This window comes from Acinetobacter sp. CAU_H_56, from assembly GCF_058599425.1.
Genome location: NZ_CM178654.1, coordinates 1,147,767 through 1,170,829 on the forward strand (window position 1 = coordinate 1,147,767; position 23,063 = coordinate 1,170,829).

Consider the following 23,063-nt stretch of genomic DNA (forward strand, 5'->3'; position numbering starts at 1 on the left):
TTTTAAATAATGTATTGAAAATTAAGGGTTTTTGGTTCTAAAAATCTTCTTGATTTTAAGCCTAATTGTATTTTTTCAAAGTCAGGTCAATGAAGTTCATGCGCGTGTGGCAGTTCTGAATAGATTTACGGAATTAGGTAGACCTCACACCCAAGTTGTCACTTAAATTTGAATGGATTGGGGAAAACTCAGCTTTTGAATGTTTATGCAACAAAGCCGGTACTAAGCGGTACTTTTGGGCTAGTTAAGTTCCAATTTTCGTACTTATCGTACTACCTATATGCATAGACAGGAAATTTATGGGGGTTTTTTATCTTAAACTTGGAATTAATCTTATTAAATTGTGAGATGAAAGAGTTTGTCTGGGTATTAGGACGCTTTTTGTATATGTATTTTTGATAGTTTTTGCCTAAAAAAGAACTGATTAATGTGATAAGTTTCCAGCAAATTTATATCTTTATAACCTACAAAAACTGCTATGTTAAAAGCTCTTAAAATTGCAACTTTCCAACAAAAAGTTTGCCTTGTTTTATTCCTTATTTTGTCATTAGGTTACTTCGGTTTAGAAATCTATTTTAACTCGATGATCATTAGCCAGATGTCCACTACAACCTCGGCTACAAAGATCGAAACGGTGGAACGATATGGTAAAGCCTTTACCGGAATAGGGATCTGCCTACTGTTCATGAAAGCAGTTCTGCCAGGATTCCAGAAAATCCATCAATTCATTCTCTGGCTTATTCCAGTGGCCTTAATTTCAATTGGTATCTCATTCTTTGTGCAGAACCAGGTCATTAATTACATTGTGAATAGCGCTTCTAATGAACAGAAGGGCAAGGCTTTGCTGATTACAGGCGCTCATAACACCATTGTTCCGTATTACAACGACCGTTGGGCCACAAAAAGGGAGCATCTTTATTGGTTTAATTTCAAAATTTGGCTTAAACAAAAAATGAACCCTCGTGATGGGATATACATCAATAGGGAATTAACACCGGAATATGCCGAAGCCAAATCAAAAGCTGAACGTCAGCAATATTATTCTCAGGCTCAATCATGCCAACAGCATCCAAATATCTTTAATGTCGAGAGCACCTTAGATCGGGCCTTTTTCCCATATATTGAGATGACTAAGACTTATAGTGAAGATAAATACAAGCAAGCGATTACATCATTCGCTACATGCTTAATGAACGATGATGCTTATTACAATCGCCAAATGATGTCGAGCAATGTTCTAACTCAATTACAAAACGCTTGGGGTCGCTATATCGGCAAGAGCGAGGAATATAACCGTTACATGGATCAGGTTTTCTTTACTAAAAAGAAAGAAAAAATCCATCAAGAATGGGTTAAGCAAAGCAAAGAAACTTTTGGACCAAATTCTAATGTTCCACCGAACATGACTGAACGCCAGTTCTTTAATCACCCTGATGTAAAGGCTTATATCTTCAAAGAAACGAACCAGACTCGTATCTATGATCCTAAGCAAAAGGATTTTAAAGAACAGATTATTGCCTCAATGCCAGATTCACTGTTTAGAACCTATAATAAGTATCGTCCATATATTTCTGAACTGAATGCACAAAATGAGAAGCCTAAAATGCCTCGTGCTGGTGAAGAAATGGATGCTAAAGATGCCTATAAATCAATCGTGATGCCTATGGTGGGCCTGTGCTTCTCAATCTTCTTCCTGATCACGAACTTTTTGTCTTTGATCTCACTTTTTGTATTTGAGAACAATCCTAAGTTTGCAAAAATCTTCATGGCTGTTTCATTGAGTGCGGTACTGATTCTGCCAAGCGTGAAGGGTGGTGCAGTTAAAGAAGTTGCGGCTGAGTCAAAAAGTGTGACTGCTAAATTTATAGTACGAACTGTCTACTACTACCAGAGCATCATCATGAAGATCTATAAGTAATTGTGATTTTGTATAGTTGCTTAGACCGCCTGTATACAGAACAGGTAAGCGCAATGCGGTTTGATGTAGCCAAAGGCTCTCAGCACCTGAGCCATGACAGTATCCATCCCTGCTCGCATATCCAGAGGTTGGGTAGAAAGCCAGATTTCATCAATGCGGATCATGTTGCAAGTGCCTTGAGTAATTCTGCTAAAGCAGATATTTCTGATACTTGCCATTTCAAGCCAATTTCTGCTTTTGAGTGGGGTAAAGTAATTTGAACCGTTAACATCTCAGTAGGAATAGGATCTAATGGTGCAGAGCAAGATAAAGCAATAAATGCAGGTTTATTCGGTAGTGGTGAGCGATCATTCCCTTGCTTACCATCAATTAAGCGAATCCATTTGGATACAAGATTTGTATTCAATTGAAACGTCCGGTGCTTTACAAGCCTGAACGATCTGCTGTTTAAATTCAGCACTGTATGTTCTTCGTTTTTTCGCAAGAGATGCGATGGATGTCTGATTATTTATAGTCATAAATTTAAGTCCCCACTTGTTTTTAAGTGGGGACTAAATTAAGGCTTATAGGATGAATTCATAAGGTGTGTTCAGCGGACGCTTACAATGAGACTACATAAATTCGTGAAACATTGCTCACTTAATGACTGTGGAACATGAAAAATCCATGAAGAAGCCCAATCGGTATTGTTTGGGCTTCTTTATGTGTATTAAGTTTTTGATTTTTATACAATATAATGAATAATTTCTTATAACGTGTATTATGTTAATTTTAGGAAATTTAAAGACTCTGTTGATTTACACGCTTAGATAATTCTTCAGCACTTTCTACCCGTTCAGAGTAGCGGTCAGTGAGGTATGAGGACTGTCCTCTCGTTAAGAGCGTAAACTTGTATAACTCTTCCATCACATCCACGATCCTAGTGTAGTAAGAAGAGAGCTTCATACGACCATCCTCTTCAAACTCTAGGAATGCTTTAGGTACTGATGATTGATTCGGAATCGTGATCATCCGCATCCAGCGCCCTAAAATACGTAATTGATTGACCACATTAAATGATTGAGAACCTCCACACACTTGCATTACAGCTAAGGTTTTACCTTGAGTTGCACGTATTGCACCTGCGGCAAGTGGAATCCAGTCGATTTGAGCTTTCAAGATGGAACTCATTGAGCCGTGACGTTCAGGAGAGCACCACACCATACCTTCTGACCATGTTAAGAGTTCATGTAGTTCTTTAACCTTTGGATGTTCCATATCGCCATCTTCAGGGAGAGGTAGACCTTTAGGATGGAAAATTTTAACTTCGGCACCGAAATACTCTAGGATTCGGCCAGCTTCTTGAACAGCTAAACGGCTATATGATCTATCACGGTTTGAACCATACAGAAGCAGTATTCTTGGTGGATGATCCAGCTCTTTGGCTTGAACCTTTTCTAAAGTAGGCTTGTCTAAAAGACTTAAATCAATATTCGGTAAATTCATCAGATTTATACCTCTTTAAAAACTTTTGTTCTCAGCCATAAAGACACTGATACCAGCATAATGAGCACCGGTACTTCAACTAATGGACCTATCACCGTAGTAAATGCAACAGGCGAAGCCAGTCCAAAAGTGGCAATAGCGACAGCAAGCGCCAATTCAAAATTGTTGCCTGCAGCAGTAAAGGAAATAGCGGTAGTTTTAGGGTAGTCATTGCCCATCCATTTGCTCATAAAGAAGCTAATGAAGAACATTACAATGAAGTAGAAGGTTAAAGGGATTGCGATTCTCAGCACGTCTAGAGGTAAATGAACGACTTCACCACCTTTTAGACTAAACATGGCTACAATCGTAAATAAGAGCGCAATCAGGCTAAGTGGACTGATCTTGGGAATAAACTTGGTTTGATACCATAGCAACCCTTTTTGCTTCACTAAAATCATTCGGGTTAAGAAACCAAGTAGAAATGGTATGCCGAGATAAACGAGGACAGCATGAGTAATTGTCCAAAAGCTCACATCAATGACCTGTGCTTCCACACCAAAATAAGGCGGTAAGAAGGTCAGGAAAAGCCAAGCATAGGTACTAAAAAACAAAATTTGGAAAATACTGTTAAAAGCCACCAATGCCGCTACGTACTGATTATCGCCACAAGCTAATCCATTCCATACCAACACCATAGCGATGCATCGAGCTAATCCAATCAAGATTAAGCCTGTCATATATTCAGGATAGGAATGTAAGAAAACTATTGCCAGGATAAACATCAGACATGGGGCTATCAGCCAGTTCTGAATAAGGGATAAAGTCAGAGTGCATTTATCCTCGAACACTTTTGGCAAAGTTGCATAATCGACTTTAGCGAGTGGTGGATACATCATCAGAATGAGCCCTATTGCGATAGGAATATTCACTGAATCCACGCTTAATTTATCCAGTGCAACAGAGGCTTGAGGAAAGAACACGCCAATGCCTACCCCTAATGCCATGGCAATAAAAATCCATAGGGTCAGGTTTCGGTCTAGAAAAGAAAGTCTTGAGTTAGACATGGCTTACTCGATATTAGAAATCTTGCTGATTTCATTGATTAGTTCAGAACGAGAAAGGCTATTTACATCAAGTGCAAATAAAGCGTCTAAGCGTCTATTAATGTGATCAACAGTCCTTAAGAATGCTTGAAGTTTTTCTTCTTCAGGAAGGTCTAAATGTGATGGGTCGGCTAATCCCCAATGAGCTTTAATTGCATCATTCAAATATAGGGGACATGACTCTTGAGCAGCCGAATCACATACTGTAATCACAACATCAGGTTGGTATCGTTCACAGTCATCCATTGTTTTGCTGGATAAGCCTTCTGTAGATAGTCCTAAGTTTTCCAAAGTCTTAATTGTTAAGGGATGAACTTTGCCTGTCGGCTTACTGCCAGCACTATAAGCTTTCCATCCTTCAGGAGCGCGGCTGTTAAATAACACTTCTGAAAGGACGCTACGGCAACTATTGCCTGTACATAAGAAAAGGAATTTCATAGTTATTAATCACAATGAATAGAGATAGAGGTATCGGTAGAGGTGCTATTAATCATGTCTTCGTTTTGATTCGAGATGATATTTAGTACAGCTTTAGCCCATTCAGGAAGATTTGGGTTCAGACGGTAATAGACCCATTGTCCTTGTCGCTGATCTAGCAAAATCGAAAGGTTTCTAAGTAATGCTAGGTGTCTGGAAATCTTAGGCTGACTAAGCTGCAAACGTTCAGTGAGTTCACAAACGCAAATATTCTGCTTAGCTATAACAAGCTTTAAGATATCCAAGCGAGTTGGATCAGAAAGGCATTTAAAGAAATCAGTTTGATCCATTAAGTTGACTCAATTTATACTCTTATTCAAATATACGTATATCCATATATTAAGTCAATTTATATCTATTTAACATAGTGACGATTATATGAACTCTAAAGCGTCCAAGTAAGATAGGAATCTCTGTTCACTTTTCTGTGAGATTTAGTGTCCATTAAAATAAGAATACGCAATTAGCAACTGAATAAAAAACTCTCTAGGTAAATTAATGTCTTAAACAGGAAATTGATATCGAGCCCAGCATCCATTACACCAAAATATGAAATATTAAGAACTTTATAGACATCTGTTTTAGTAATAAAGATGCTGGCATTAAGCCAGCATTTTAAATTTTTGAGTTCTTTAACCCGCTATTGACCCGCCATCCTTACGAGTGATTACTACAGTTGCAGAGCGTGGCCGGGAAGTAGCAGATGAGTTAGTCTGTGATGCAGGCCAATGACTAGTGGGCTTATCATAACTTCGAGAATCTTCTCCAGGATGCTGTACGTTGATGAAAATCGCTTTATAGTCTGGTGTCATGGTTACCCCCGTAATCTCGCAGCCTTTCGGACCTGTCAGGAAACGACGTAAAGTTTGATCTGAGACTTGAGCACCGACTATAGTTTCCTGACCAGAAGATGTGGTTGTTCGAGTACCATCTCCAACCTTACCAGGTAAAGCAGCCAACATCATACAATTGGTCGTATCTGTATAAGCACCATCATCAGTCTGAATCCAGAGTACACCACGAGGGTCAAACCACATTCCATCTGGTGAAGACAAGTCATTATTATCATTTAAACCCGATAGATTAATATTCTGTGCCATTTTAGCTTCAGCACCAAATAGGTAAATATCCCATTTGAATGTGATGGCTGTAGTCGTATCCTTATCTTCATGTAAACGGATAATATGACCATTTACATTACCTTTGCCACCTTCAGGATCGCTATAGTTACGTGGATTGGCTGCATCTAAGGCATGTGTAGTGCCGCGGTTAGAGTTATTAGTGAGCGTAACATAGACTTCTCCATTTTCAGGATTGACTGCAACCCATTCTGGACGATCCATTTTAGTAGCGCCTACGCTATCTGCTGCTAGACGGGCAAAGGTCACGACATCCGCCTGGGAACTAAAAGGGTAGATATTGTTCAGCTCATTCAACCCATTAATACCATAACTCAGCTCAATCCATCGACCATTTCCGTCTGCATTGAATTTGGCAACATAAAGTTTGCCATGATCCATATATTTATCTCCGACTGCATAACCGCCATTGCGGTCTTTTTCACTCCATTTGTAGTCAGAGACAAACTTATAGATGTATTCTCCACGTGAGTCATCGCCCATATAGAAAGCCAGGTTATCATCTTCACGAGCACGACTAGCACGACAGTCTTCATGGGCAAAACGCCCTAAGGCTGTACGCTTAACTGGATTTTGTCGGCTATCAAATGGATCAATTTCTACAATCCAGCCAAAAGTATTTGGGCCATTACGATAATCCTTGCTGGCATCACCGGCAGTAATATCTGCGCTCCATCGATCATAAAGATCCTGAGGTTCAATTGTACCTATTGCAGATTCCCAGCCATAACGTGAGCTTGAACCTGCTTTTAAACCATAACGCTCCAAAGCGATCTTTTCTTGCGCTAAGCGATGAACATCATCAGTTTTGCTACGGACAAAGTAACCAATAAAGTTTTCTTCAGTGGTGAGATAAGTACCCCAGGGGGTATAGCCGTTGCCGCAGTTGTTATGCGTACCGCGTGTTAATTTTCCACCTGGTGAAAAGCGTGTAGATAGAAGAGTAGATCCACTCGCAGGACCTGAAAAGCTCATGACAGTTGAGGCAGTAATTCGACGGTTATAAATCGAATTTTTGACAATTTCTATTTTTTGGTTGGAATTGTCTTTTTTGATATGAACGATTGAAACACCATGTGCATTTGTCTCACGAATGACTTCATCTTCAGGGCGGCGACCATCAACTTTGGTTGGTCCTTGAGGATGTAAAAAAGTCGGATTGATATATTCATGGTTCATAACGAGTAGACCGTGCTCAGACACAGTCGGGTCATAGCGGCCAGTAGTAATATTTAAGCCAAAAAAACTCATTCCATCATGGCAGTCGCCAGAGCGAAACTGAAAGCTTGGACCATTCGGGATATTGTTATCATCCCAGTCTGAATATGCAGGATTAATAGAATCTCCAAGAGCATACAGGACATTGGCTTCATAACCGTCTGGTACAGTAACGATATCATTCAAGTTTTTGGCAACTGGTGTAAAGTTCAGTTGCTCTGGTTTTGTATTTGGGTCAGTAGCAGGCGGGTTTGGTGCAGTCTCGGTTGGGGGCAGAGTAGAGCTATTATCGTTATCCCCACATCCAGTCAGAGAAGATGCAAGGGCCAATGCTGCAGCCCCACTTGCAGTTTTGGCAATCAAGTCACGACGAGAGATAGATTGTTCTAAAATATCCCGAAAATGATGATTATCTGACGTATTATTATCCAATTCCTGATTTTCATCATAAGGTAAGTAGTCTGTCATTGTTTTATTCCCATAACTAAGGTCTGGTTGTTTTAAAGTCAGGAATAAATTAGCGGTTAAATATGACAGTCGGGTGAAGCTAATATTGCGGATTTATTAAATATAATATTGATTTATAAATCAAAAATAAAAGCAGCTTAAGCTGCTCATAGAGAATTTTCTTCTTTTATGTTGTTTTTATTATTATTCAGTTATGTCCAGGCATCATTTTTCTATCCATTTTCCTGCTGCTAAACCTAATTCAAATAACAGCCACATTGGAACAGCTAACATAATCATTGATAGGGCATCGGGTGGTGTCACAAACATGGCAATAAAAAAACATCCCACCACAATAAATCGTCTTTTTTCCACCAAGGTCTGTGTGCTGACAACACCAATTATAATAAGTAGGAGCGTGATAATAGGGATTTCAAAAGTAAATCCAAAAACTAAAAATAGTTTTAAGCAAAAAGCCAGATAACTATTGATATCGGTCATCGGCGCAACAGTCTCAGGTGATACGCTGATAAAAAAATGAAGGATAGAAGGTAAAGCGATTAAATAGGCAAAAGCAATACCTGCATAAAACAGTACAATACTGCTGATTAATAGTGGTAAAGCTAACTTTTTTTCTTTTACGTACAATGCTGGTCTAACGAAGGCCCAAAGTTGATACAAAATAAAAGGCATGGCAATAAGTAAAGCAATAAAGAAGTTCAACTTAAATGGAGCCATGAAAGTCGCAGTCACATCTGTTGCAATCATGGTGGAGCTTTCAGGTAACTGAGCGCGTAAAGGCTCTGATAAAAGCTGATAAGTTTGGGTTGCAAAAGGCAGTAAACATAAGAATAGTCCTAATAATACGCCCACAATTTTGAAAAGGTGCTTTCGAAGAATCACTAGATGCTTGGTAATTGGCATTTCTTCTAACGGGATTTGCCGGGTATCGTTGTTTGTTTGAGTCGAAGGCAAAATACTCATACGGCCACCTTTATATCAGTATAAGTTTTTTCTTGTTTTGTTAATTTATTCAGCTGGATTGGCGGTAAATGAACAGGTGAAACTGATTCATTAATTAATTGGTAAGTCGGCTCATGGTTCAAAAGATGTTGTTCCGGATTTCTAATGAAGGGCTGATGGATTACATTGATATTATCCATCTGTGCCTGCACTTTGATTTCTAATTCCTGAATACGTTTCAGCTCGCTTTGCATTTGCTCCCGTAGTTCCGATAGTCGCAATTCACGGTCAAGATCATTTTGTATATTACCGGCGATCCTTTTGATTTTGGCTGACCATTTACCTATAAAACGTACCGCCTCAGGGAGTTTATCTGGTCCAAGAATGAGCAGGGCAATAGCCCCAAAGACCAATAGCTCAGTCATTCCAATATTGAGCATGGTAATACCTTAATTCTTGATTGAACTCTCACTGGCTTTAACTTCCGCATCAATCGTTCGAGAGTGCTGAAGTTGAGCTGTTTTAGTTTCTTCTTCACGGACAGATTTCTTAAAGTCCTTGATTGCACCCCCTACATCTTTTCCTAGATTTTTTAGTTTAGAAGTACCAAACAGTAAGATCACTACAATTGCAAAAATTAGTACATGCCAGATGGATAACCCTGCCATATTTTGTCCTCATTTAATCTTCTTAAGTTTATTGGCTTATATCAACACTAACAAATGACAGTGCTATGACGATTTGATGTCAATATAATGACAAGGATTCAGAAAAAGGCAGGCCTTTTATTTCTATTATTTTAAAATTAGCAAAGAACTACTACATTTTTCACATACCATTCATGTCAAAAATTCTCTACTTTAATAGTTCAATTACATCTTAATAGAAACTGATATGGCTCAAGAAATATATGACCTCCTTTCCTTGATAAAAGAGTCTTAGTCATGGGGCTGTTTCTTTTAATTATTATTATCTTTATAACTGTTCTAGTAATGGTAAGACCGAATACTAGGTATAAGCCTAGTGGAAAGTTTAAAGAATTAACTAAAAACAAATTTAGACATGAAGTTTCAAGTGCAACCAATTTTCAGCGACCTTTAATTACGATCATTGGCCCGGAGATTGAAAATACTGTCAGTAAAGTCGTTAGTGCGCTTTTAATTATAGATCCTGATAAAGTGAATGCAATCATGGTGGTTGTAAATAATGTTCAAGTGGGTTATCTGAGTGAAGAGGATACTGAAAAGTTTTTAGAGTTATTAAAGGATCATCATTTATCAAAGTTTACCGGATTAGAAGTAAAAGCTCTAATCTATGGTGATTGGGGAAATGACCATGAAATTTCTAACTTTAAAGTTAGGTTGAATTTACCTAAAAATTTGGAAGATTCAGAAATTCAATAATTTGATCTAGTAATTAGGTAAAGAATCTTTTTTTATAATTGTTTAATAATATAATAATAAAAACCGTCATTTAGACGGTTTTTTAGATCTTGTATTCTGCTACCTGTGAAGCACAAATGAGCTTAAATTAGGTGGAGGAGATAGACTCTGTATGTGGGAAAAATAGACGAAATTTGTCTAGGAGAGTGGTGGCAGTCCATAAAAATGAAATGTCTGTCTAAGGCTCTAATTTCATTTTTAGCTTTAATTTTTGTAGGAAGTTTCAAAATTAACTTTTATGGAAAGCTTTTTATAAAGAGGAAATTAAAGCTTATAAATATCTTTAATAATAGAAGGGTTGATATTTGAAGTAGGTAATCATTACAAAACATCATTTGAACATTAATAAAATCATGAATTTGCCTATGCCTATATAGTTTTAATATTTAAATTATTCTAGTTCACTAACTTTTTGAATTCGATATTTTTTTGACTTAAAAATGAAAAATTTCTAGCTCTTTATATTTTTACTATGTGAAATAAAAGTCTGAGAAAATTTAGTATTTAAATATTCAATAAAGTCTTTAACTTTTTCGATTACGTCTAAGTTAAATATAGGTCTTTTTCTCCAAATAAGCTTCACAAACTAAAAGCGCTTCTTGCTGCAATTCATCGGTAATATAGCCATAACGATAAAAACTATGCTTCATCAATGCAAAAATTAATTCAATCATAATAGTTATGTCATCTGGCTTTTTAAGTGTTAGAGGATTTTCCTTTTGAGTAAAAATTTTGACGAATTCTTTAGATATCTCTTCGATTACGGCTTCATGGAGGCTAAAACCTTCAATGTTCACAGGACCACCGAGAATAAGCATACTTGCTGGTTTGTTTTGATTATAAAAAGTTGAAGCTTTACTTAAAGCATCTTGAATGATGTCCAGCACTGACCATGTCATGTAGATTTGAGCGTTATGAGTCAAGTAACTTTGGAGTTTTTGGAAATAACGATTTACGATTAAGCTAAATAGATGATCTATCGTAGGAAAATACTGATAAATGTGATTTCTTGGAACACCTGAAATTTGTGAAATTTCCTGGATATTGCATTCTGCTAAGGTCTTGGTTTCTAAAAGTTCTATAGTGGTTTGAATCACTTTTTCCAGACGTTCGATACTTCTTTTCTGAACAGGCATCTTTATTTCATTCATCAGCATCTTGCATCCCCTCATTGATTTATTAAAAAAACTCCCCTATATTTTTTAAAAACCGACATGTGACGGATTTTTGAATAAAATATTTTCATGGAGCTGAAAATGAATAAAACTGTCTGCATTATTGGCGCAGGCCCTTCAGGCATTGCCGCAGCAAAAAACTGTAAAGATTATAATATAGCGTTTGATCTATTTGAAAAAAATGACAAAGTTGGTGGTAACTGGGTATTTAATTCCAAAACAGGCCATTCCTCTGTTTATGAAAATACCCATATCATCAGCTCTAAAAAACTTTCAGAGTATGAAGACTACCCGATGCCGGATCATTATCCAGATTACCCACGGCATGATCAATTACAGCAGTATTTTGAAAACTATAGTAAAAACTTCAATGTGTATAACCAAATAAAGTTTAACCATACTGTTGACCATGTTGAACGCACGTCTGATGGTCAATGGCAAGTGGATTACACGGATGCAGAAGGGCAGAAACATCAAAAAATTTATCAGTATCTGATGGTATGTAATGGTCATCACTGGATGCCGAAATATCCAAAATACGAAGGAGAGTTCACTGGCAAATGGATGCATTCACATGATTTTAAAGGTGTGAATGAAGAGTGGCGTAATAAAAAAATTCTGGTGATTGGTGCAGGTAATTCAGGTTGTGATGTTGCTGTAGAAGCTGCTCGTGTAAGTAAAGATATTTATTTATCCATGCGCAGCCCACAGTGGTTTTTACCCAAATTTTTGCTGGGTCTCCCAAGCGATATGGTCGCAAAAGCGTTAGAAAATTTACGGCCTAAAGCACGTCAGACCATACTCACCAAATCCTTAAAAATTCTTACGGGTGATTATGCAAGTTTTGGACTACCTCCAACGACTAAACCTGTATTAAGCCAGCATCCAACGGTTAACTCGGATTTAATTGACTATGTACGCCATGGCAAGATTAAGCCAAAACCTGCAATCAAAAAAATTGATGGAAAGACAGTTGAATTTACGGACGGTACTAAGCAAGAGTTTGACATCATTTGTTGCTGTACAGGATTCTGGACCGTATTTCCATTCTTTGATCCTGACTTTATTAATTTCCAGCATGCTGAGAAGGTACCGCTCTATCGTAAGATGATGCATGCTGATTATGACAATTTATATTTCATAGGCTTGTTCCAACCTATTGGATGTATTTGGCCGTTATCAGATTTCCAAGCACGTATCGCATGTCAGGAAATATTAGGGAAGTATAAGCGTCCAAAAGATATGAAAGCAGCGATTCAGTATGAGCTAGATCATCCTCACTATAAATTTGAGGGTGGACAACGTCATGCTGTAGAAGTTGATTACAACACTTTCCGTGCTGAACTGGTGTCAGATCTCGCCTCAGCAGGCGTGAAAATTCCTCCACGTGATTATAATATTTCAACATTAAAATTAATTTCTAAATTATTTGCTGCCTAGGCAAATATGAAGTTAAGCAATAAGTGCTGCTCGCACTTATTGCGTTTTAATATTTAAAAAATGTATTACAAGGAATGCGTAATGCAAATAAAAAATGTTTTTATACCTTTAGACTCTTTTCAAATTCAGGCTGATTTATATATAAATAATAATGGCTTGCCTTTTGTCATTATGGCTCATGGCTTGGGTGGAGACAAAAGTTGTGCTCTAGATCGATATATCAAATCTTATCTGGAACAGGGATATAGTGTTTGCTGTTTTGATCATCGAGGATTTGGCAAGAGTAGTGGTAAATATAAAAATCTTGTCGATAAAAATAGTCAATTAAGGGACTGGAAAGCAGTCATTCAATATCTCAAAAATGAGTTTAATCTGACTGAACAGGACTTTGTATTATGGGGTTACTCATTTAGCGGGGGACATGTCTTAACACTCGCCAGTGAGCAGAAGTATCATGCCGTCATTGCTAACTTTCCGCATGTGGATGGTTTGGCTAGTTTGCTGGGTTACCCTAAACGTTATCTCTTACCTGCAACCTATTTAGCAATCACTGACTTGTTCTATAGTCTATTTGGCAAGTCAAAATTGATGAAGATCGTGGCAAAAAGCCGGTTTGCAGTCCTATCGGGTTCAGATTGTTATCGGGGTTATTATTCATTAGTTGAGGAAAACCAAAACTGGGATAACCAGGTTCCTGCACGAATCGTCCTCACTATTCCATTTTATCGCCCCATTTCAGTAAGCCATAAAATTCAGACCCCAACCTTAATGATTGGAGCAAAGCAAGACTCCTTGATTCCAATTTCAAGTACACGTAAAACGGCGCAACAATCAAAGTCAATCTGCTATTTAGAAGAAGATTGTGGGCATTTTGATCTGTTTCATGCACCCTATATCGATCGCATCCAATCGCAACACATATCATTTCTACAGCAGCTTTAATTTAAAAATTTTCTATCGATCGCTTTAAAAAACAGCCTTATCCAAGGATAAGGCTATTTTAGCTGTTATAAACAGTATGGCATTTATACGTGTGCTCTTGAAGGCTTTAAGCTGTTTAAAAAGTCTAACTGATAACTTAAATTTTGTGAGAAGTATGGCTCAAAATAAGGGTCAAAATGGTCCGCTTCAATTTTCTTCATTTGAATGAAAGGATTCTTTACCTTTTCGATCTTTTTAGCTACGAACGGAGCGACGGTATCCTGAGTTGCCCCTACAATCAACATAGGTACTTTGACCTGCTTTAAACGTTTCCATGGGCGATAGAACCCCATGGTCAAAAGCGAACGTGCAGTAACACGATTATCATAGTCTATATTCAATTTCTCTTTAGCAAGTTCCATGGCATTCCAGGCCTGATCACGATCCATCGCTCCTAATTGACCCGGTTGTGACACAGTTGGAATACAAATTCGTTCACCTGGTTTAATTCTGTCCGCTAAACCATACCCTAAAAACTTAAACATTTGGGGTAGAGGTACAGAACGTACTGTACTGATCCCATCTAGCATAGGAACTTGAATAATGGCGCCTTTTAATTCAGGGTGTTCTGCTACCAGATCCACCACATGTCCACCACCAAATGAAGTACCCCAGGCAATAATATTGTCTGCATCCACCTGAGGCAGGGACTTTAAATGTGATAATGCCTTATTAACGGTTTTTACTCGCTTCCACGGATTAATATCCTGACGTGGCAGACCTCCACTCAATCCCCAGCCTGGATAGTCAAATTCCATCACAGCATAACCTTGGGTAACAAAGTGATTGATGAAAGAATCGGTCAATGCACCTTGAATACTTCCCCAACCACCTACCATTAAAACAGCAGGCAGCTTTTGCGTTGTTGACTCTTTAGGTACATGTAATGTTGCTGAGCACATATCGCCCTCAGTTAGGAAGTTAGACTCATAAACTGATTTTTCAATATGTGAGGTATCAGGATATTTGCGTTTTGTCATATAGTTTGGCCTGCTCTTAGATTTCTTGATGGCTGCCTTCCATCTTATTTCTTGTTAAAAATGCACCAGAAAATTAAATTTATTTTGATCAATCCGTAGTGCATTATTATTCTTTTACATTATCTTGAATGTCGTTCAAGATGGTATGATTTAACTATATTCTTGAATAGCATTCAAGAAGAATTTACGATACTGCTTTGATTTATTTTATGTGATAGCACCTTAATTTTTAGTAGAGTGGGAAAACTGAATGGCCCGTAATAAACGTGTACAAGATCGGGAAGAAAAACAACAAGAGATCATCGATGCTGCACGTTCGTTGTTTCTAACCGAAGGGTATGATGCTACTTCAATCAACCGCATTGCGGTCGAAGCTCAGGTAGCTCCAAATACAATATATTGGTATTTCAAAAACAAAGATGAACTGCTAGTGAGCATTTTGAATGCTGAATTAACGAAGCATATAAATGAATACATGTTGCAATCTTCAAAGGATCTTTCTGAACGTTTAATCTGGGTAGTGGATCAACTTCAATTAGTTGATCGCCTAGTGAGTACTGTGCATGCCAGATTAAAATTTTCACCAGAACTAAAGGAGTGGCATGAGAGGTTCCATGTCATGGTGGAAGCATTGTTTCGTTTAGAGCTACAGAAGATAGGGGTGGCCACTGATCAAATTGAGCCTAGAGTAAAAATAGCTGTCTTCACCATTGAAGGTCTTTTAGCCCATCAGTTATCTGAACCAGAAAAACGGGCAATTTGTTCGGCTTTGATTGCTAGTTCATAAGTTAGTTATGAATAGGCATAAGGTATAGAAGTTCTTCACACTATAAGAATTTTAAAAATGAGCATATTTTAAGTTATGAAAAAGCTTGGCAAATATCAGAAGTTTTATACTCATTTACTTCACTTCTATCTTAATGATAGAAGTAAAAGCTATCTTAGGAATTCATGATCAGAAACCTAGAGTAAAAAGGGGAAATTTTTGTTGAAAAAGATTGTGTTTATAGAGAGAAAATGTAAGTATTAAAATAGTTCTTTATGATTATATTTTTTTAAAATCAATGACTTTTAAATAAAAAATCTCTTTGATTTTAAGCTAAATTGTATTTTTTTTAATATAAAATTTTATATAAGATTTTGAAAATTAATGCCTTTTAATTATATGTATCTTTATGGTTTCTATCTATATTGTATTATCTTACGAATCTAAAGATCTCCAATGTCTTCACACATTCCGTCAATCTGAAAAAAATCCTTCATTTCATTGAGTGTATTAGCTAGTGTTCGATAAGCATTTATAAGAAGGCTAGAATAACGATTACCTATTTCCTGCTGATTCTTTTCATGTCCAAACAGCGCAAGAATTAAAGATTCCTCAGCTTTGTCAGTGAGAAATGCACGTGTGGTATGTCTGAGCCAGTTGGCATGATCAAGCTGCATGCCTTCGGTAAATTCCGCCACAATGGAAGGACTAAGAGGTTGCCACTGGTGATCAAGAAATACCCCCAGTAATGGCTTCTTACTCTCAAATATATCATCGATATACTGTGAGCCGTTCTCTATATGTACAGCAATACTCGCAGCATTCTTTCTTAAATATTTCAGATAGCATTTCAGTTCATTTCTAAGAAAGTCACATAAAGGCAGTATGCGTCCATCATCCTGTCTCCCATGAATCTCCTTATCTGACACCCACAGCCAGCCTTGCTCTAAATCAAAGTCTTTTAACACTCCTGGAAAATCCTTTACAGGTCGTGCTGCTGTAAATAATAGCAGGATATGCCATAGCCAGATGTTGTAATGGTTATAGGTGGCAACTACATCAAATTGATGCATGGCTTGAATCACTTGAGCGTACAGGTAGGCAAAGACACTGGTCACAGTAGAAGGTGTCGGTGCTTTAAGACTACCGAAATTTTCTGATGGTTGATCGATATGAAACAGCTTGGTCATTTCAGCAGATAAGTGCTTAACCGTATCAAGATACTGACTCTGCAAACGATAGACCGGGTAAGAGCAGTAGGAAATAGAACTGGATCGGTTAGCATCTATACCAGTCAAAATATCAGCAAGTTGTGCATTCCCAGTCATATGATAAATAGAGGCATGTAATAGAGTAGTTAATTTCTTACTTGTGAGAGAGGGAATATAGAGTTCTTCACGGCATGTTTTCAATGCGCTCCTAATATGAGACTGTTCAAGAACAGGTCCTGTCTTTAACCCTTCGATAAAGTTATAGGGTAAGGGTAAATCAAAGTGCGTGATCTGATTCTGTAAAGCATCTTTATGAGGGAAGTGCACTGGATCAAACAAAGTAAATTTAGAGCGCAGGACATACCTGCCATCAACGCAGATTAAACGTTGCCGCTGATTCAAACGCGAGATTTTGGGACTTTGTACCTTGAGCCATTCCTCCGTCGAATTGCCAGTGAGAAAGCTGAGCAGAATAATGAGATAGGCTTTATTTCTGTATTGCGCTGTACTGTATTGATTCCAGCAATGTGTAATCAGTAAACAAATAGATTCCAGATCAGGATAATGATTACTACTTCTAAAACGATGCTGAAGTCGAACAATGTACTGCTGCATCAATTTGACTGATTGCTGTTGAATGCTTTTAGATTGCTTGCATAACGGTGACACTGCTTCCGTATCAATCTGAACGTGCTGTAGCTCTGGCTGATCCGATAGTTCCTCAAACTGCAGAGACCGGACTTGCTCGGATGTGGACAGTTCCTGAAGGATCAGAAGACTGTCTGAATCTTCCAAGCTATATTGTTCAAAGCGTTTATGGGATGAGTTGTGATGTCCCTGCTTTTTTGCTGTCAGATTCAGTACATAACTATAGGCCCGTCTAATATCCCGGATGAGATTAAATTGGAAGCTTGTTAACTTGCCAGATTGTTCCAAATCACAAAGTTGCTGAACAAAAGCTTTCAGAGAAGTTGGAGATTGAGGTAACTGATCCCAAAGCCATACATATAATTTTTCATATTTAGACAGTTTTTTATTCTGTTGAGCTTTGATCAGGGCCAGGGAGGCGAGGCGGAACCGGCTGGCTAGCGTTGTAATAGTGGTTTGATGGTTAGAGGATGTTGTTGGATTAATGCTACTTAAAGTACTCAAGGCAAAGACTGTATTGATGCCCCAGAGATAGGCTGGGTGATCTGAGTTTAAGTCTTTTAAGCAGTATAGATAGCTACTGATCGGCTGTTGAGTTGGATGCGGTTTTTGCTGGGATAAATGAATCACTAGTTTTTCTAATGATAAAGATTGATCGAAGTATGGATGCAGCGACTTAAGGTCTTCAAGCAATGGCGTCTCGCTTAAGAAATGAGCACCTAAATACTGAAAGGCCTCCAGTGTTTTTTCAGACCCGAACAACCTAACCATGATGGATTGAAGAGAGTCATGCATGTTCAACTCTCCAGAACATTGAAGGCTCTATATGTATATGATGTAGGGCTTCGCATTTGGCTTGAAGGGCAGAGAATCTAGTTTTAAAAGCTTTATCAATTTGAGATTGGCGATAGTTGAGCTGGTTCCGTGTAAAACCTAGGATTTTGGCCAACAGTTCCATCGACATCGAGGTATGAGGTTTGTCGTATATACGACTGTTCAGATCATAAATAAAGGTCTTGCTCAGATACTGATTGAATAACATCAGCAGTCTGTTTGGAAAGATTTGGTCAATATTGATTTTAGACTGTACCAACATAGTGACAAATTGCTGAGTGAGCTGAAAATGGATATCTTCCCACTCCAGTTTTTCTGCATGCCTCAGAATTTTCTTTCGAACCGTAGTGAAGGCTTGGATTCCTGGGTGGATAGGCAGTACTGAAGGCATTGCCTTAGTGACTTCATGGAGACAAAGGTCAAAGCCTTTCACTATTTTTAGTAGTTTAAGAGCCTTTTCTTTGTGTGACATTGATTTAGCCATCGCAGTGGGTAAATTTCTTTTCATAGAGGTTTCTTATTATTTTTATGACCTATCTCTATGATAGAACCTAAATACATGCTCTGAATGCTTGATCAAAAACTTGGGAATAAAGGAGGGTGGTTTTTGTTGAAAAATTTGAATCTAGTTAAAGTTTAAATAAGAACTCTAGTAGGCCTAATTGTCTTAAATTAATATAAAATAAAAATATTTATAAAATAAAATCTCTGAGGTTTTAACCCATATTGTATTTTATTAATACTAGGATTTTTGGAACAACCATTTTGGAAAAGGCTGTACATGAGTAATTTTGATAGTATAAAAGAAAATTTAAGTGATATTTTGAAAAAGATAGTTGAGGGGAAATTACAGCTTCCTGATTTCCAAAGAGGGTGGGTTTGGGATGATGCGCACATTAAGTCTTTATTAGTCAGTATTTCTCGATCTTTTCCTGTGGGTGCAGTAATGCTCCTAGAAACAGGTGGAGAAGTTAGGTTTCAAGTACGACCTGTAGAAAATGTTGAGCTTATAAAAAAAGACATTGAACCTGAAGAGTTAATTTTAGATGGTCAGCAGCGGTTAACTTCATTAACACAAGTACTTAAGCTAGAGAAACCAGTAAAAACCTTTGATGAAAAGGGGCGGGTAATCAAGCGGTTTTATTATATTGATATAGAAAGGGCACTAAACGGGAACTTAGAGGATGCATTCATTTCTGTAGAAGAAGATAAAGTTGTTAAGACAAACTTTGGGCGAGATATCAAAAAAATAAAAAACGAGAAAGGTGAGGAAATTGAGTTAGATTTCTCAACGATAGAAAAAGAATGCAAAGCATTTTTTTTCCCATGTAATCGAATTTTTAATGCCAATGAATGGGAAGTTGTTTTATTTAAAAACCATACAAACAGAATTCAAGAATATATGGAATTTAGAGAGAAAATTCTTGAAAGCTTTAGACAGTATGCTGTGCCGGTCATTAAATTAAATAAAGAAAATTCTAAAGAAGCAGTCTGTTTGGTATTTGAAAAAGTGAATACAGGTGGTGTGCCGTTATCTGTATTTGAACTTGTTACAGCAACATTTGCTGCTGAAGGATATAACCTCAGGGATGATTGGTATGGGCATCCTGAGCGTAATCCAATTGGTCGTGCTAAACGATTGAGTGATAAAGAATCTATATTAAAGCTTGTAGAGCCAACAGATTACTTACAAGCTATTAGCTTATTAAGTACTTTGAAACAGAGAAAAGCAGATATCGCAGCTAAGAAGACTGGTAAATTTATTTCTGCGGTCAGTGCAAAACGTTCAGCTATTTTGGGTATGTCTCTTTCAGATTATAAAAAATGGGCAGACGAAGTAGAAAGAGGATTTTTATTAGTCGCAAAATTTTTAAGGAAAGAATGCTTTTTCTTTACCAAAGATTTACCTTATCGAACACAGCTAGTTCCATTGGCAGCGATTTTAACATTGCTTCAGGAAAGATGGTTAGAGCCGAAAATCTATGAAAAATTAAGCCAATGGTACTGGTGTGGTGTACTCGGTGAGCTTTATGGTGGCGCCGTTGAAACGCGGATTGCTAATGATTTAGAAGATTTTAGCAATTGGGTTGTAAACCCTGATCATGAAATTCGAACAATTCAAGAATCCTCATTTCAGGCACAACGCCTGAAAACGTTGAGATCTCGCTTGAGTGCAGCATATAAAGGCTTAAATACATTGGCGCTGAGAGAGGGGGCACAAGACTTCTTCTGGAAGGAATCGGTTCAAAATTTAGATGTCGAAGAAGTTGCATTGGACATTCATCACATCTTTCCGAAAAAATGGTGTGAAGAAAATAATAAGCCTTCTAAAATATATGACTCTATCCTTAATAAGACACCAATTTCGTATAAAGCAAATCGTATGATTGGTGGTAAGGCACCGTCGAAATATCTTAATGACTTGCAAAATCATAAGACAGTGTTGATGGATGATATCAGTATGAACCAAATCTTAGCATCACACTTTATTGAGCCTGAGTTGCTAAGAACTGATAATTTCGAAGCGTTTATTGATGCTCGTCAACAGCAATTATTGAAGATCATTTCTAGAGTAATGGGTAAAACACTAACAGAAGATAATATCGTTTAGTGAGATATTAAGGGAGCATTGACTCCCTTAATTTTTTGTTTTTGAGTAGACTACGTTTAGTTTTTGGCCCAAGCATTAATTATGAAAACAATAGACTATTACAATCAGTATGCAGATGAATTTACGCAAGCCACACTCTACGTTGATATGGAAAGTTTGTATCAGCCGTTTCTAGAAAAATTACCAAATAATGCTCATATTTTAGATTTAGGCTGTGGATCTGGTCGCGATACATTAGCATTTAAAAATAAAGGCTATACGGTTGAAGCAATGGATTATTCCAAAGTATTGGTTGAGCAAGCTACGATATTAACAGGTATTCAAGTGCGTCATGCAAGTTTTTATGAATTAGCTGAATCCAATCAATATGATGGTGTTTGGGCGTGTGCATCCTTACTACATTGCGAGAGGGATAAGTTACTTGATGTACTGCGCAGAATTCATCGTTCATTGCGCTGTACTGGTGTTTGCTATATGTCTTTTAAATATGGAACGACAGATCGTGAAAAAGATGGTAGATCATTTACGGATCTAGATGAAAATCAGGCCAAAGCATTGCTAGACCAGTTAGATGGTAATGAGATATTAGAACAGTGGATCACAGTAGATAAACGTCCTGAACGTAATGAAAAATGGCTGAATATACTTTGGAAAAAGAAATAAAATAATACGGAAATCGATTTAATGTCTGAGTTTTACGAGATTGAGCCATCTTTAGAAAATTATTGGCGTGCTGTTATTCTATTTGGACGTAATGTAGCTTCCTACAAGTTTGCTTTAGCTAAGTCGCTATACGAGTTACAAGCCTCTTCTGGTACGGTCATTACACTCGATCAACTGGCTGGCCCATTTAGTCATCATATCTGTGAACACTTAAAATTAGTGGATAAGCAGGCAACTTCAAGCTCTAGTAAATTCTTGGATTTTTGCCGCGCGTTTAATGCAGATGAAATAGATCAGCAAACTTTGATCGCAAAGACAGTGCAATATGGTTTTGTGAATGTTATTGATGCTTTTCATAATGTACATGGTCAGGAACTTCCACAAAGATTTTTTATGGATGCCCGAAAAACGCATGGAGGCATCATTTTGACTGATGAAGTATTTCAGCTATTTGAAGCACAGAATTCTAAAGATTTGATCGATGAAACTGAAGCAAGATGGCGCTTAGTTGAAACAGCTTGGGATATGAATTTACCTAAGCATTTAGTACAAATTCAGCACGACGATCAAGGAATTTTGGTTGCGGACAATAAAATACGAAGAATAAATGTCACATCAGCTAAGCCTGCTTTAAATGGATACCAGAAGAGCAGGTGTTTTTATTGTTTTGCTCCAGTTACGATTGAACAGCTTTTTGAACATTCAGCGGATGTTGATCATTTTTTCCCACATAAACTTCGTGAGTGTGATATTCAAAAGCCTATCAACGGAGTTGCGAATTTAGTATTAGCATGTCCCTCATGTAATCGTGGTCAACAAGGGAAGTTTGATAGGTTGCCTTCAGTAAACTTATTAGAACGCTTGCATAAGCGTAATGAGTATTTGATTACTAGCCATCATCCATTAAGAGAAACTTTAATTGCCCAGACAGGATTTACAGAGCAAGCGCGGCGAGGCTTTCTGCAGGATGCTTATAATTGTGCCACATTGACCATGGGTAGTAGTAAGAAATGGGAACCTATGAGTAGTGGGATAGCAATATTTTAAAATGATAACCTAAACTTATTATCAATATGCTAGGCTAAATACTCAGAACTTTAGTTTGCTGTAGAAATACCATAACAATACCTAGTATATAAATAAATCCAAACGAAGCCCAAATTAGCAATATGAAAGCACCTTCTAATCTGAACTTAATTAAAAGACTATTTCTTAATCCTTTGAATTTTTTTGATATTTCAATTAAGTTATTGTCTTCTTTATTTGGCTTAGTCATAAGGCGAATACGATCAAATTTCTCTCCCTGACGCCATAAATAATCTCGATAGTCGTTATATAAAATACAAACATTACTAATAGCAGAGTACATAGACCAAAGAATAAGTAATATTCCTAATATATAAAGGCAGGTATAGTTAAATAAAGATAAATTAGACTTAGTATCAATTGTATAGAGAGATAATAATGCAAATCCCCCTAAGAGTAATTGAGAAGCAATGTTTCTAGAAAAGGACTGCAACTCTTTATTCATCGTATTATCAAAAAGCATATTAACTCCATAATTCTTATTATTAAATCAA

General features: G+C 37.3%; 22 protein-coding genes and 1 pseudogene. 8 read left to right on the forward strand and 15 right to left on the reverse strand.

What is annotated here, in order from left to right:
* Positions 1-478: 478 nt before the first annotated feature.
* Positions 479-1,918: a hypothetical protein gene (locus tag AC4MCC_RS05630; protein ID WP_491876716.1), complete on the forward strand. Its 1,440-nt coding sequence runs from the start codon at positions 479-481 to the stop codon at positions 1,916-1,918.
* A gap of 20 nt (positions 1,919-1,938) precedes the next feature.
* Here the strand turns inward: AC4MCC_RS05630 and AC4MCC_RS05635 are convergent, their stop codons facing one another.
* The 10 genes and pseudogenes from AC4MCC_RS05635 to tatA form a co-directional block, all read right to left on the reverse strand.
* Complete coding sequence (locus AC4MCC_RS05635) at positions 1,939-2,082, reverse strand: transposase family protein (protein ID WP_491876717.1); 144 nt, start codon at positions 2,080-2,082, stop codon at positions 1,939-1,941.
* Positions 2,079-2,436 (reverse strand): annotated as a pseudogene (locus AC4MCC_RS05640) (transposase). The gene AC4MCC_RS05635 and the pseudogene AC4MCC_RS05640 overlap by 4 nt, the downstream one beginning before the upstream one ends.
* Before the next feature lie 262 nt (positions 2,437-2,698).
* Positions 2,699-3,403, reverse strand: coding sequence for an arsenical resistance protein ArsH (arsH, locus tag AC4MCC_RS05645; protein WP_491876718.1), 705 nt, complete (start codon positions 3,401-3,403; stop codon positions 2,699-2,701).
* Positions 3,404-3,408: 5 nt separating this feature from the next.
* Entirely contained in the window at positions 3,409-4,449 is a 1,041-nt protein-coding gene (arsB, locus tag AC4MCC_RS05650) for an ACR3 family arsenite efflux transporter (RefSeq protein ID WP_166136169.1), read from the reverse strand.
* 3 nt (positions 4,450-4,452) lie between these two features.
* A complete protein-coding gene (locus AC4MCC_RS05655; RefSeq protein ID WP_166136172.1) occupies positions 4,453-4,926 on the reverse strand; it encodes an arsenate reductase ArsC in 474 nt (157 codons plus the stop codon).
* A gap of 5 nt (positions 4,927-4,931) precedes the next feature.
* Complete coding sequence (locus AC4MCC_RS05660) at positions 4,932-5,255, reverse strand: ArsR/SmtB family transcription factor (protein WP_166136176.1); 324 nt, start codon at positions 5,253-5,255, stop codon at positions 4,932-4,934.
* Between the two features lie 342 nt (positions 5,256-5,597).
* Entirely contained in the window at positions 5,598-7,790 is a 2,193-nt protein-coding gene (locus AC4MCC_RS05665) for a PhoX family protein (protein ID WP_491876719.1), read from the reverse strand.
* 204 nt (positions 7,791-7,994) lie between these two features.
* Positions 7,995-8,753 carry a twin-arginine translocase subunit TatC gene (gene tatC / locus AC4MCC_RS05670; protein WP_419375328.1) on the reverse strand — a complete coding sequence of 253 codons (759 nt, stop codon included), beginning with the start codon at positions 8,751-8,753 and terminating at the stop codon, positions 7,995-7,997.
* Complete coding sequence (gene tatB / locus AC4MCC_RS05675; protein ID WP_419365557.1) at positions 8,750-9,172, reverse strand: Sec-independent protein translocase protein TatB; 423 nt, start codon at positions 9,170-9,172, stop codon at positions 8,750-8,752. The genes tatC and tatB overlap by 4 nt, the downstream gene beginning before the upstream one ends.
* Before the next feature lie 9 nt (positions 9,173-9,181).
* On the reverse strand, positions 9,182-9,400 hold the full coding sequence (tatA, locus tag AC4MCC_RS05680; RefSeq protein WP_419365558.1) for a Sec-independent protein translocase subunit TatA: 219 nt from the start codon (positions 9,398-9,400) through the stop codon (positions 9,182-9,184).
* A 276-nt stretch (positions 9,401-9,676) separates the two neighbouring features.
* Between tatA and AC4MCC_RS05685 the strand changes: the two genes are divergently transcribed.
* Positions 9,677-10,135 (forward strand): hypothetical protein, encoded by a 459-nt coding sequence (locus AC4MCC_RS05685; RefSeq protein ID WP_166236181.1) that lies wholly within the window; start codon positions 9,677-9,679, stop codon positions 10,133-10,135.
* 587 nt (positions 10,136-10,722) lie between these two features.
* Here AC4MCC_RS05685 and AC4MCC_RS05690 read toward each other — a convergent pair.
* On the reverse strand, positions 10,723-11,331 hold the full coding sequence (locus AC4MCC_RS05690; protein WP_491885783.1) for a TetR/AcrR family transcriptional regulator: 609 nt from the start codon (positions 11,329-11,331) through the stop codon (positions 10,723-10,725).
* Positions 11,332-11,430: 99 nt separating this feature from the next.
* On the opposite strand from AC4MCC_RS05690, the gene AC4MCC_RS05695 reads away from it, so the two are divergent.
* Together AC4MCC_RS05695 and AC4MCC_RS05700 are read left to right on the forward strand one after the other, a co-directional pair.
* On the forward strand, positions 11,431-12,789 hold the full coding sequence (locus AC4MCC_RS05695) for a flavin-containing monooxygenase (RefSeq protein WP_419365856.1): 1,359 nt from the start codon (positions 11,431-11,433) through the stop codon (positions 12,787-12,789).
* 81 nt (positions 12,790-12,870) lie between these two features.
* On the forward strand, positions 12,871-13,731 hold the full coding sequence (locus AC4MCC_RS05700) for an alpha/beta hydrolase (RefSeq protein WP_491876721.1): 861 nt from the start codon (positions 12,871-12,873) through the stop codon (positions 13,729-13,731).
* 83 nt (positions 13,732-13,814) lie between these two features.
* Here the strand turns inward: AC4MCC_RS05700 and AC4MCC_RS05705 are convergent, their stop codons facing one another.
* Complete coding sequence (locus tag AC4MCC_RS05705; protein WP_491880132.1) at positions 13,815-14,750, reverse strand: alpha/beta hydrolase; 936 nt, start codon at positions 14,748-14,750, stop codon at positions 13,815-13,817.
* A gap of 250 nt (positions 14,751-15,000) precedes the next feature.
* On the opposite strand from AC4MCC_RS05705, the gene AC4MCC_RS05710 reads away from it, so the two are divergent.
* Positions 15,001-15,537: a TetR/AcrR family transcriptional regulator gene (locus AC4MCC_RS05710; RefSeq protein ID WP_419365859.1), complete on the forward strand. Its 537-nt coding sequence runs from the start codon at positions 15,001-15,003 to the stop codon at positions 15,535-15,537.
* Positions 15,538-15,959: 422 nt separating this feature from the next.
* On the opposite strand, the gene AC4MCC_RS05715 is transcribed toward AC4MCC_RS05710, so the two are convergent.
* Together AC4MCC_RS05715 and AC4MCC_RS05720 are read right to left on the reverse strand one after the other, a co-directional pair.
* Positions 15,960-18,170 carry a hypothetical protein gene (locus tag AC4MCC_RS05715; protein WP_491885784.1) on the reverse strand — a complete coding sequence of 737 codons (2,211 nt, stop codon included), beginning with the start codon at positions 18,168-18,170 and terminating at the stop codon, positions 15,960-15,962.
* Entirely contained in the window at positions 18,163-18,717 is a 555-nt protein-coding gene (locus AC4MCC_RS05720; RefSeq protein WP_419374586.1) for a hypothetical protein, read from the reverse strand. Before AC4MCC_RS05720 ends, AC4MCC_RS05715 begins: the two co-directional genes overlap by 8 nt.
* A gap of 273 nt (positions 18,718-18,990) precedes the next feature.
* Here AC4MCC_RS05720 and AC4MCC_RS05725 point away from each other — a divergent pair, with 273 nt between their 5' ends.
* From AC4MCC_RS05725 to AC4MCC_RS05735, 3 genes are all read left to right on the forward strand, one after another.
* A complete protein-coding gene (locus AC4MCC_RS05725; protein WP_491885785.1) occupies positions 18,991-20,820 on the forward strand; it encodes a GmrSD restriction endonuclease domain-containing protein in 1,830 nt (609 codons plus the stop codon).
* Between the two features lie 81 nt (positions 20,821-20,901).
* Positions 20,902-21,483 carry a class I SAM-dependent DNA methyltransferase gene (locus AC4MCC_RS05730; protein WP_491876727.1) on the forward strand — a complete coding sequence of 194 codons (582 nt, stop codon included), beginning with the start codon at positions 20,902-20,904 and terminating at the stop codon, positions 21,481-21,483.
* Positions 21,484-21,504: 21 nt separating this feature from the next.
* Positions 21,505-22,530, forward strand: coding sequence for an HNH endonuclease family protein (locus AC4MCC_RS05735; RefSeq protein ID WP_491876728.1), 1,026 nt, complete (start codon positions 21,505-21,507; stop codon positions 22,528-22,530).
* Positions 22,531-22,564: 34 nt separating this feature from the next.
* On the opposite strand, the gene AC4MCC_RS05740 is transcribed toward AC4MCC_RS05735, so the two are convergent.
* Positions 22,565-23,032 carry a hypothetical protein gene (locus AC4MCC_RS05740; RefSeq protein ID WP_166136778.1) on the reverse strand — a complete coding sequence of 156 codons (468 nt, stop codon included), beginning with the start codon at positions 23,030-23,032 and terminating at the stop codon, positions 22,565-22,567.
* Positions 23,033-23,063: the final 31 nt, after the last annotated feature.

What these genes read in the sequence shown, in the direction of transcription:
- arsB (WP_166136169.1), bottom strand. Translation starts at nt 4,449, where the DNA reads ATGTCTAACTCAAGACTTTCTTTTCTAGACCGAAACCTGACCCTATGG.
- AC4MCC_RS05725 (WP_491885785.1), top strand. Translation starts at nt 18,991, where the DNA reads ATGAGTAATTTTGATAGTATAAAAGAAAATTTAAGTGATATTTTGAAA.
- AC4MCC_RS05660 (WP_166136176.1), bottom strand. Translation starts at nt 5,255, where the DNA reads ATGGATCAAACTGATTTCTTTAAATGCCTTTCTGATCCAACTCGCTTG.
- AC4MCC_RS05700 (WP_491876721.1), top strand. Translation starts at nt 12,871, where the DNA reads ATGCAAATAAAAAATGTTTTTATACCTTTAGACTCTTTTCAAATTCAG.
- AC4MCC_RS05705 (WP_491880132.1), bottom strand. Translation starts at nt 14,750, where the DNA reads ATGACAAAACGCAAATATCCTGATACCTCACATATTGAAAAATCAGTT.
- AC4MCC_RS05695 (WP_419365856.1), top strand. Translation starts at nt 11,431, where the DNA reads ATGAATAAAACTGTCTGCATTATTGGCGCAGGCCCTTCAGGCATTGCC.
- AC4MCC_RS05690 (WP_491885783.1), bottom strand. Translation starts at nt 11,331, where the DNA reads ATGCTGATGAATGAAATAAAGATGCCTGTTCAGAAAAGAAGTATCGAA.
- AC4MCC_RS05740 (WP_166136778.1), bottom strand. Translation starts at nt 23,032, where the DNA reads ATGCTTTTTGATAATACGATGAATAAAGAGTTGCAGTCCTTTTCTAGA.
- arsH (WP_491876718.1), bottom strand. Translation starts at nt 3,403, where the DNA reads ATGAATTTACCGAATATTGATTTAAGTCTTTTAGACAAGCCTACTTTA.
- AC4MCC_RS05635 (WP_491876717.1), bottom strand. Translation starts at nt 2,082, where the DNA reads ATGATCCGCATTGATGAAATCTGGCTTTCTACCCAACCTCTGGATATG.
- AC4MCC_RS05715 (WP_491885784.1), bottom strand. Translation starts at nt 18,170, where the DNA reads ATGCATGACTCTCTTCAATCCATCATGGTTAGGTTGTTCGGGTCTGAA.
- AC4MCC_RS05685 (WP_166236181.1), top strand. Translation starts at nt 9,677, where the DNA reads ATGGGGCTGTTTCTTTTAATTATTATTATCTTTATAACTGTTCTAGTA.
- AC4MCC_RS05735 (WP_491876728.1), top strand. Translation starts at nt 21,505, where the DNA reads ATGTCTGAGTTTTACGAGATTGAGCCATCTTTAGAAAATTATTGGCGT.
- AC4MCC_RS05630 (WP_491876716.1), top strand. Translation starts at nt 479, where the DNA reads ATGTTAAAAGCTCTTAAAATTGCAACTTTCCAACAAAAAGTTTGCCTT.
- AC4MCC_RS05710 (WP_419365859.1), top strand. Translation starts at nt 15,001, where the DNA reads ATGGCCCGTAATAAACGTGTACAAGATCGGGAAGAAAAACAACAAGAG.
- tatB (WP_419365557.1), bottom strand. Translation starts at nt 9,172, where the DNA reads ATGCTCAATATTGGAATGACTGAGCTATTGGTCTTTGGGGCTATTGCC.
- tatA (WP_419365558.1), bottom strand. Translation starts at nt 9,400, where the DNA reads ATGGCAGGGTTATCCATCTGGCATGTACTAATTTTTGCAATTGTAGTG.
- AC4MCC_RS05655 (WP_166136172.1), bottom strand. Translation starts at nt 4,926, where the DNA reads ATGAAATTCCTTTTCTTATGTACAGGCAATAGTTGCCGTAGCGTCCTT.
- AC4MCC_RS05720 (WP_419374586.1), bottom strand. Translation starts at nt 18,717, where the DNA reads ATGAAAAGAAATTTACCCACTGCGATGGCTAAATCAATGTCACACAAA.
- AC4MCC_RS05730 (WP_491876727.1), top strand. Translation starts at nt 20,902, where the DNA reads ATGAAAACAATAGACTATTACAATCAGTATGCAGATGAATTTACGCAA.
- AC4MCC_RS05665 (WP_491876719.1), bottom strand. Translation starts at nt 7,790, where the DNA reads ATGACAGACTACTTACCTTATGATGAAAATCAGGAATTGGATAATAAT.
- tatC (WP_419375328.1), bottom strand. Translation starts at nt 8,753, where the DNA reads ATGAGTATTTTGCCTTCGACTCAAACAAACAACGATACCCGGCAAATC.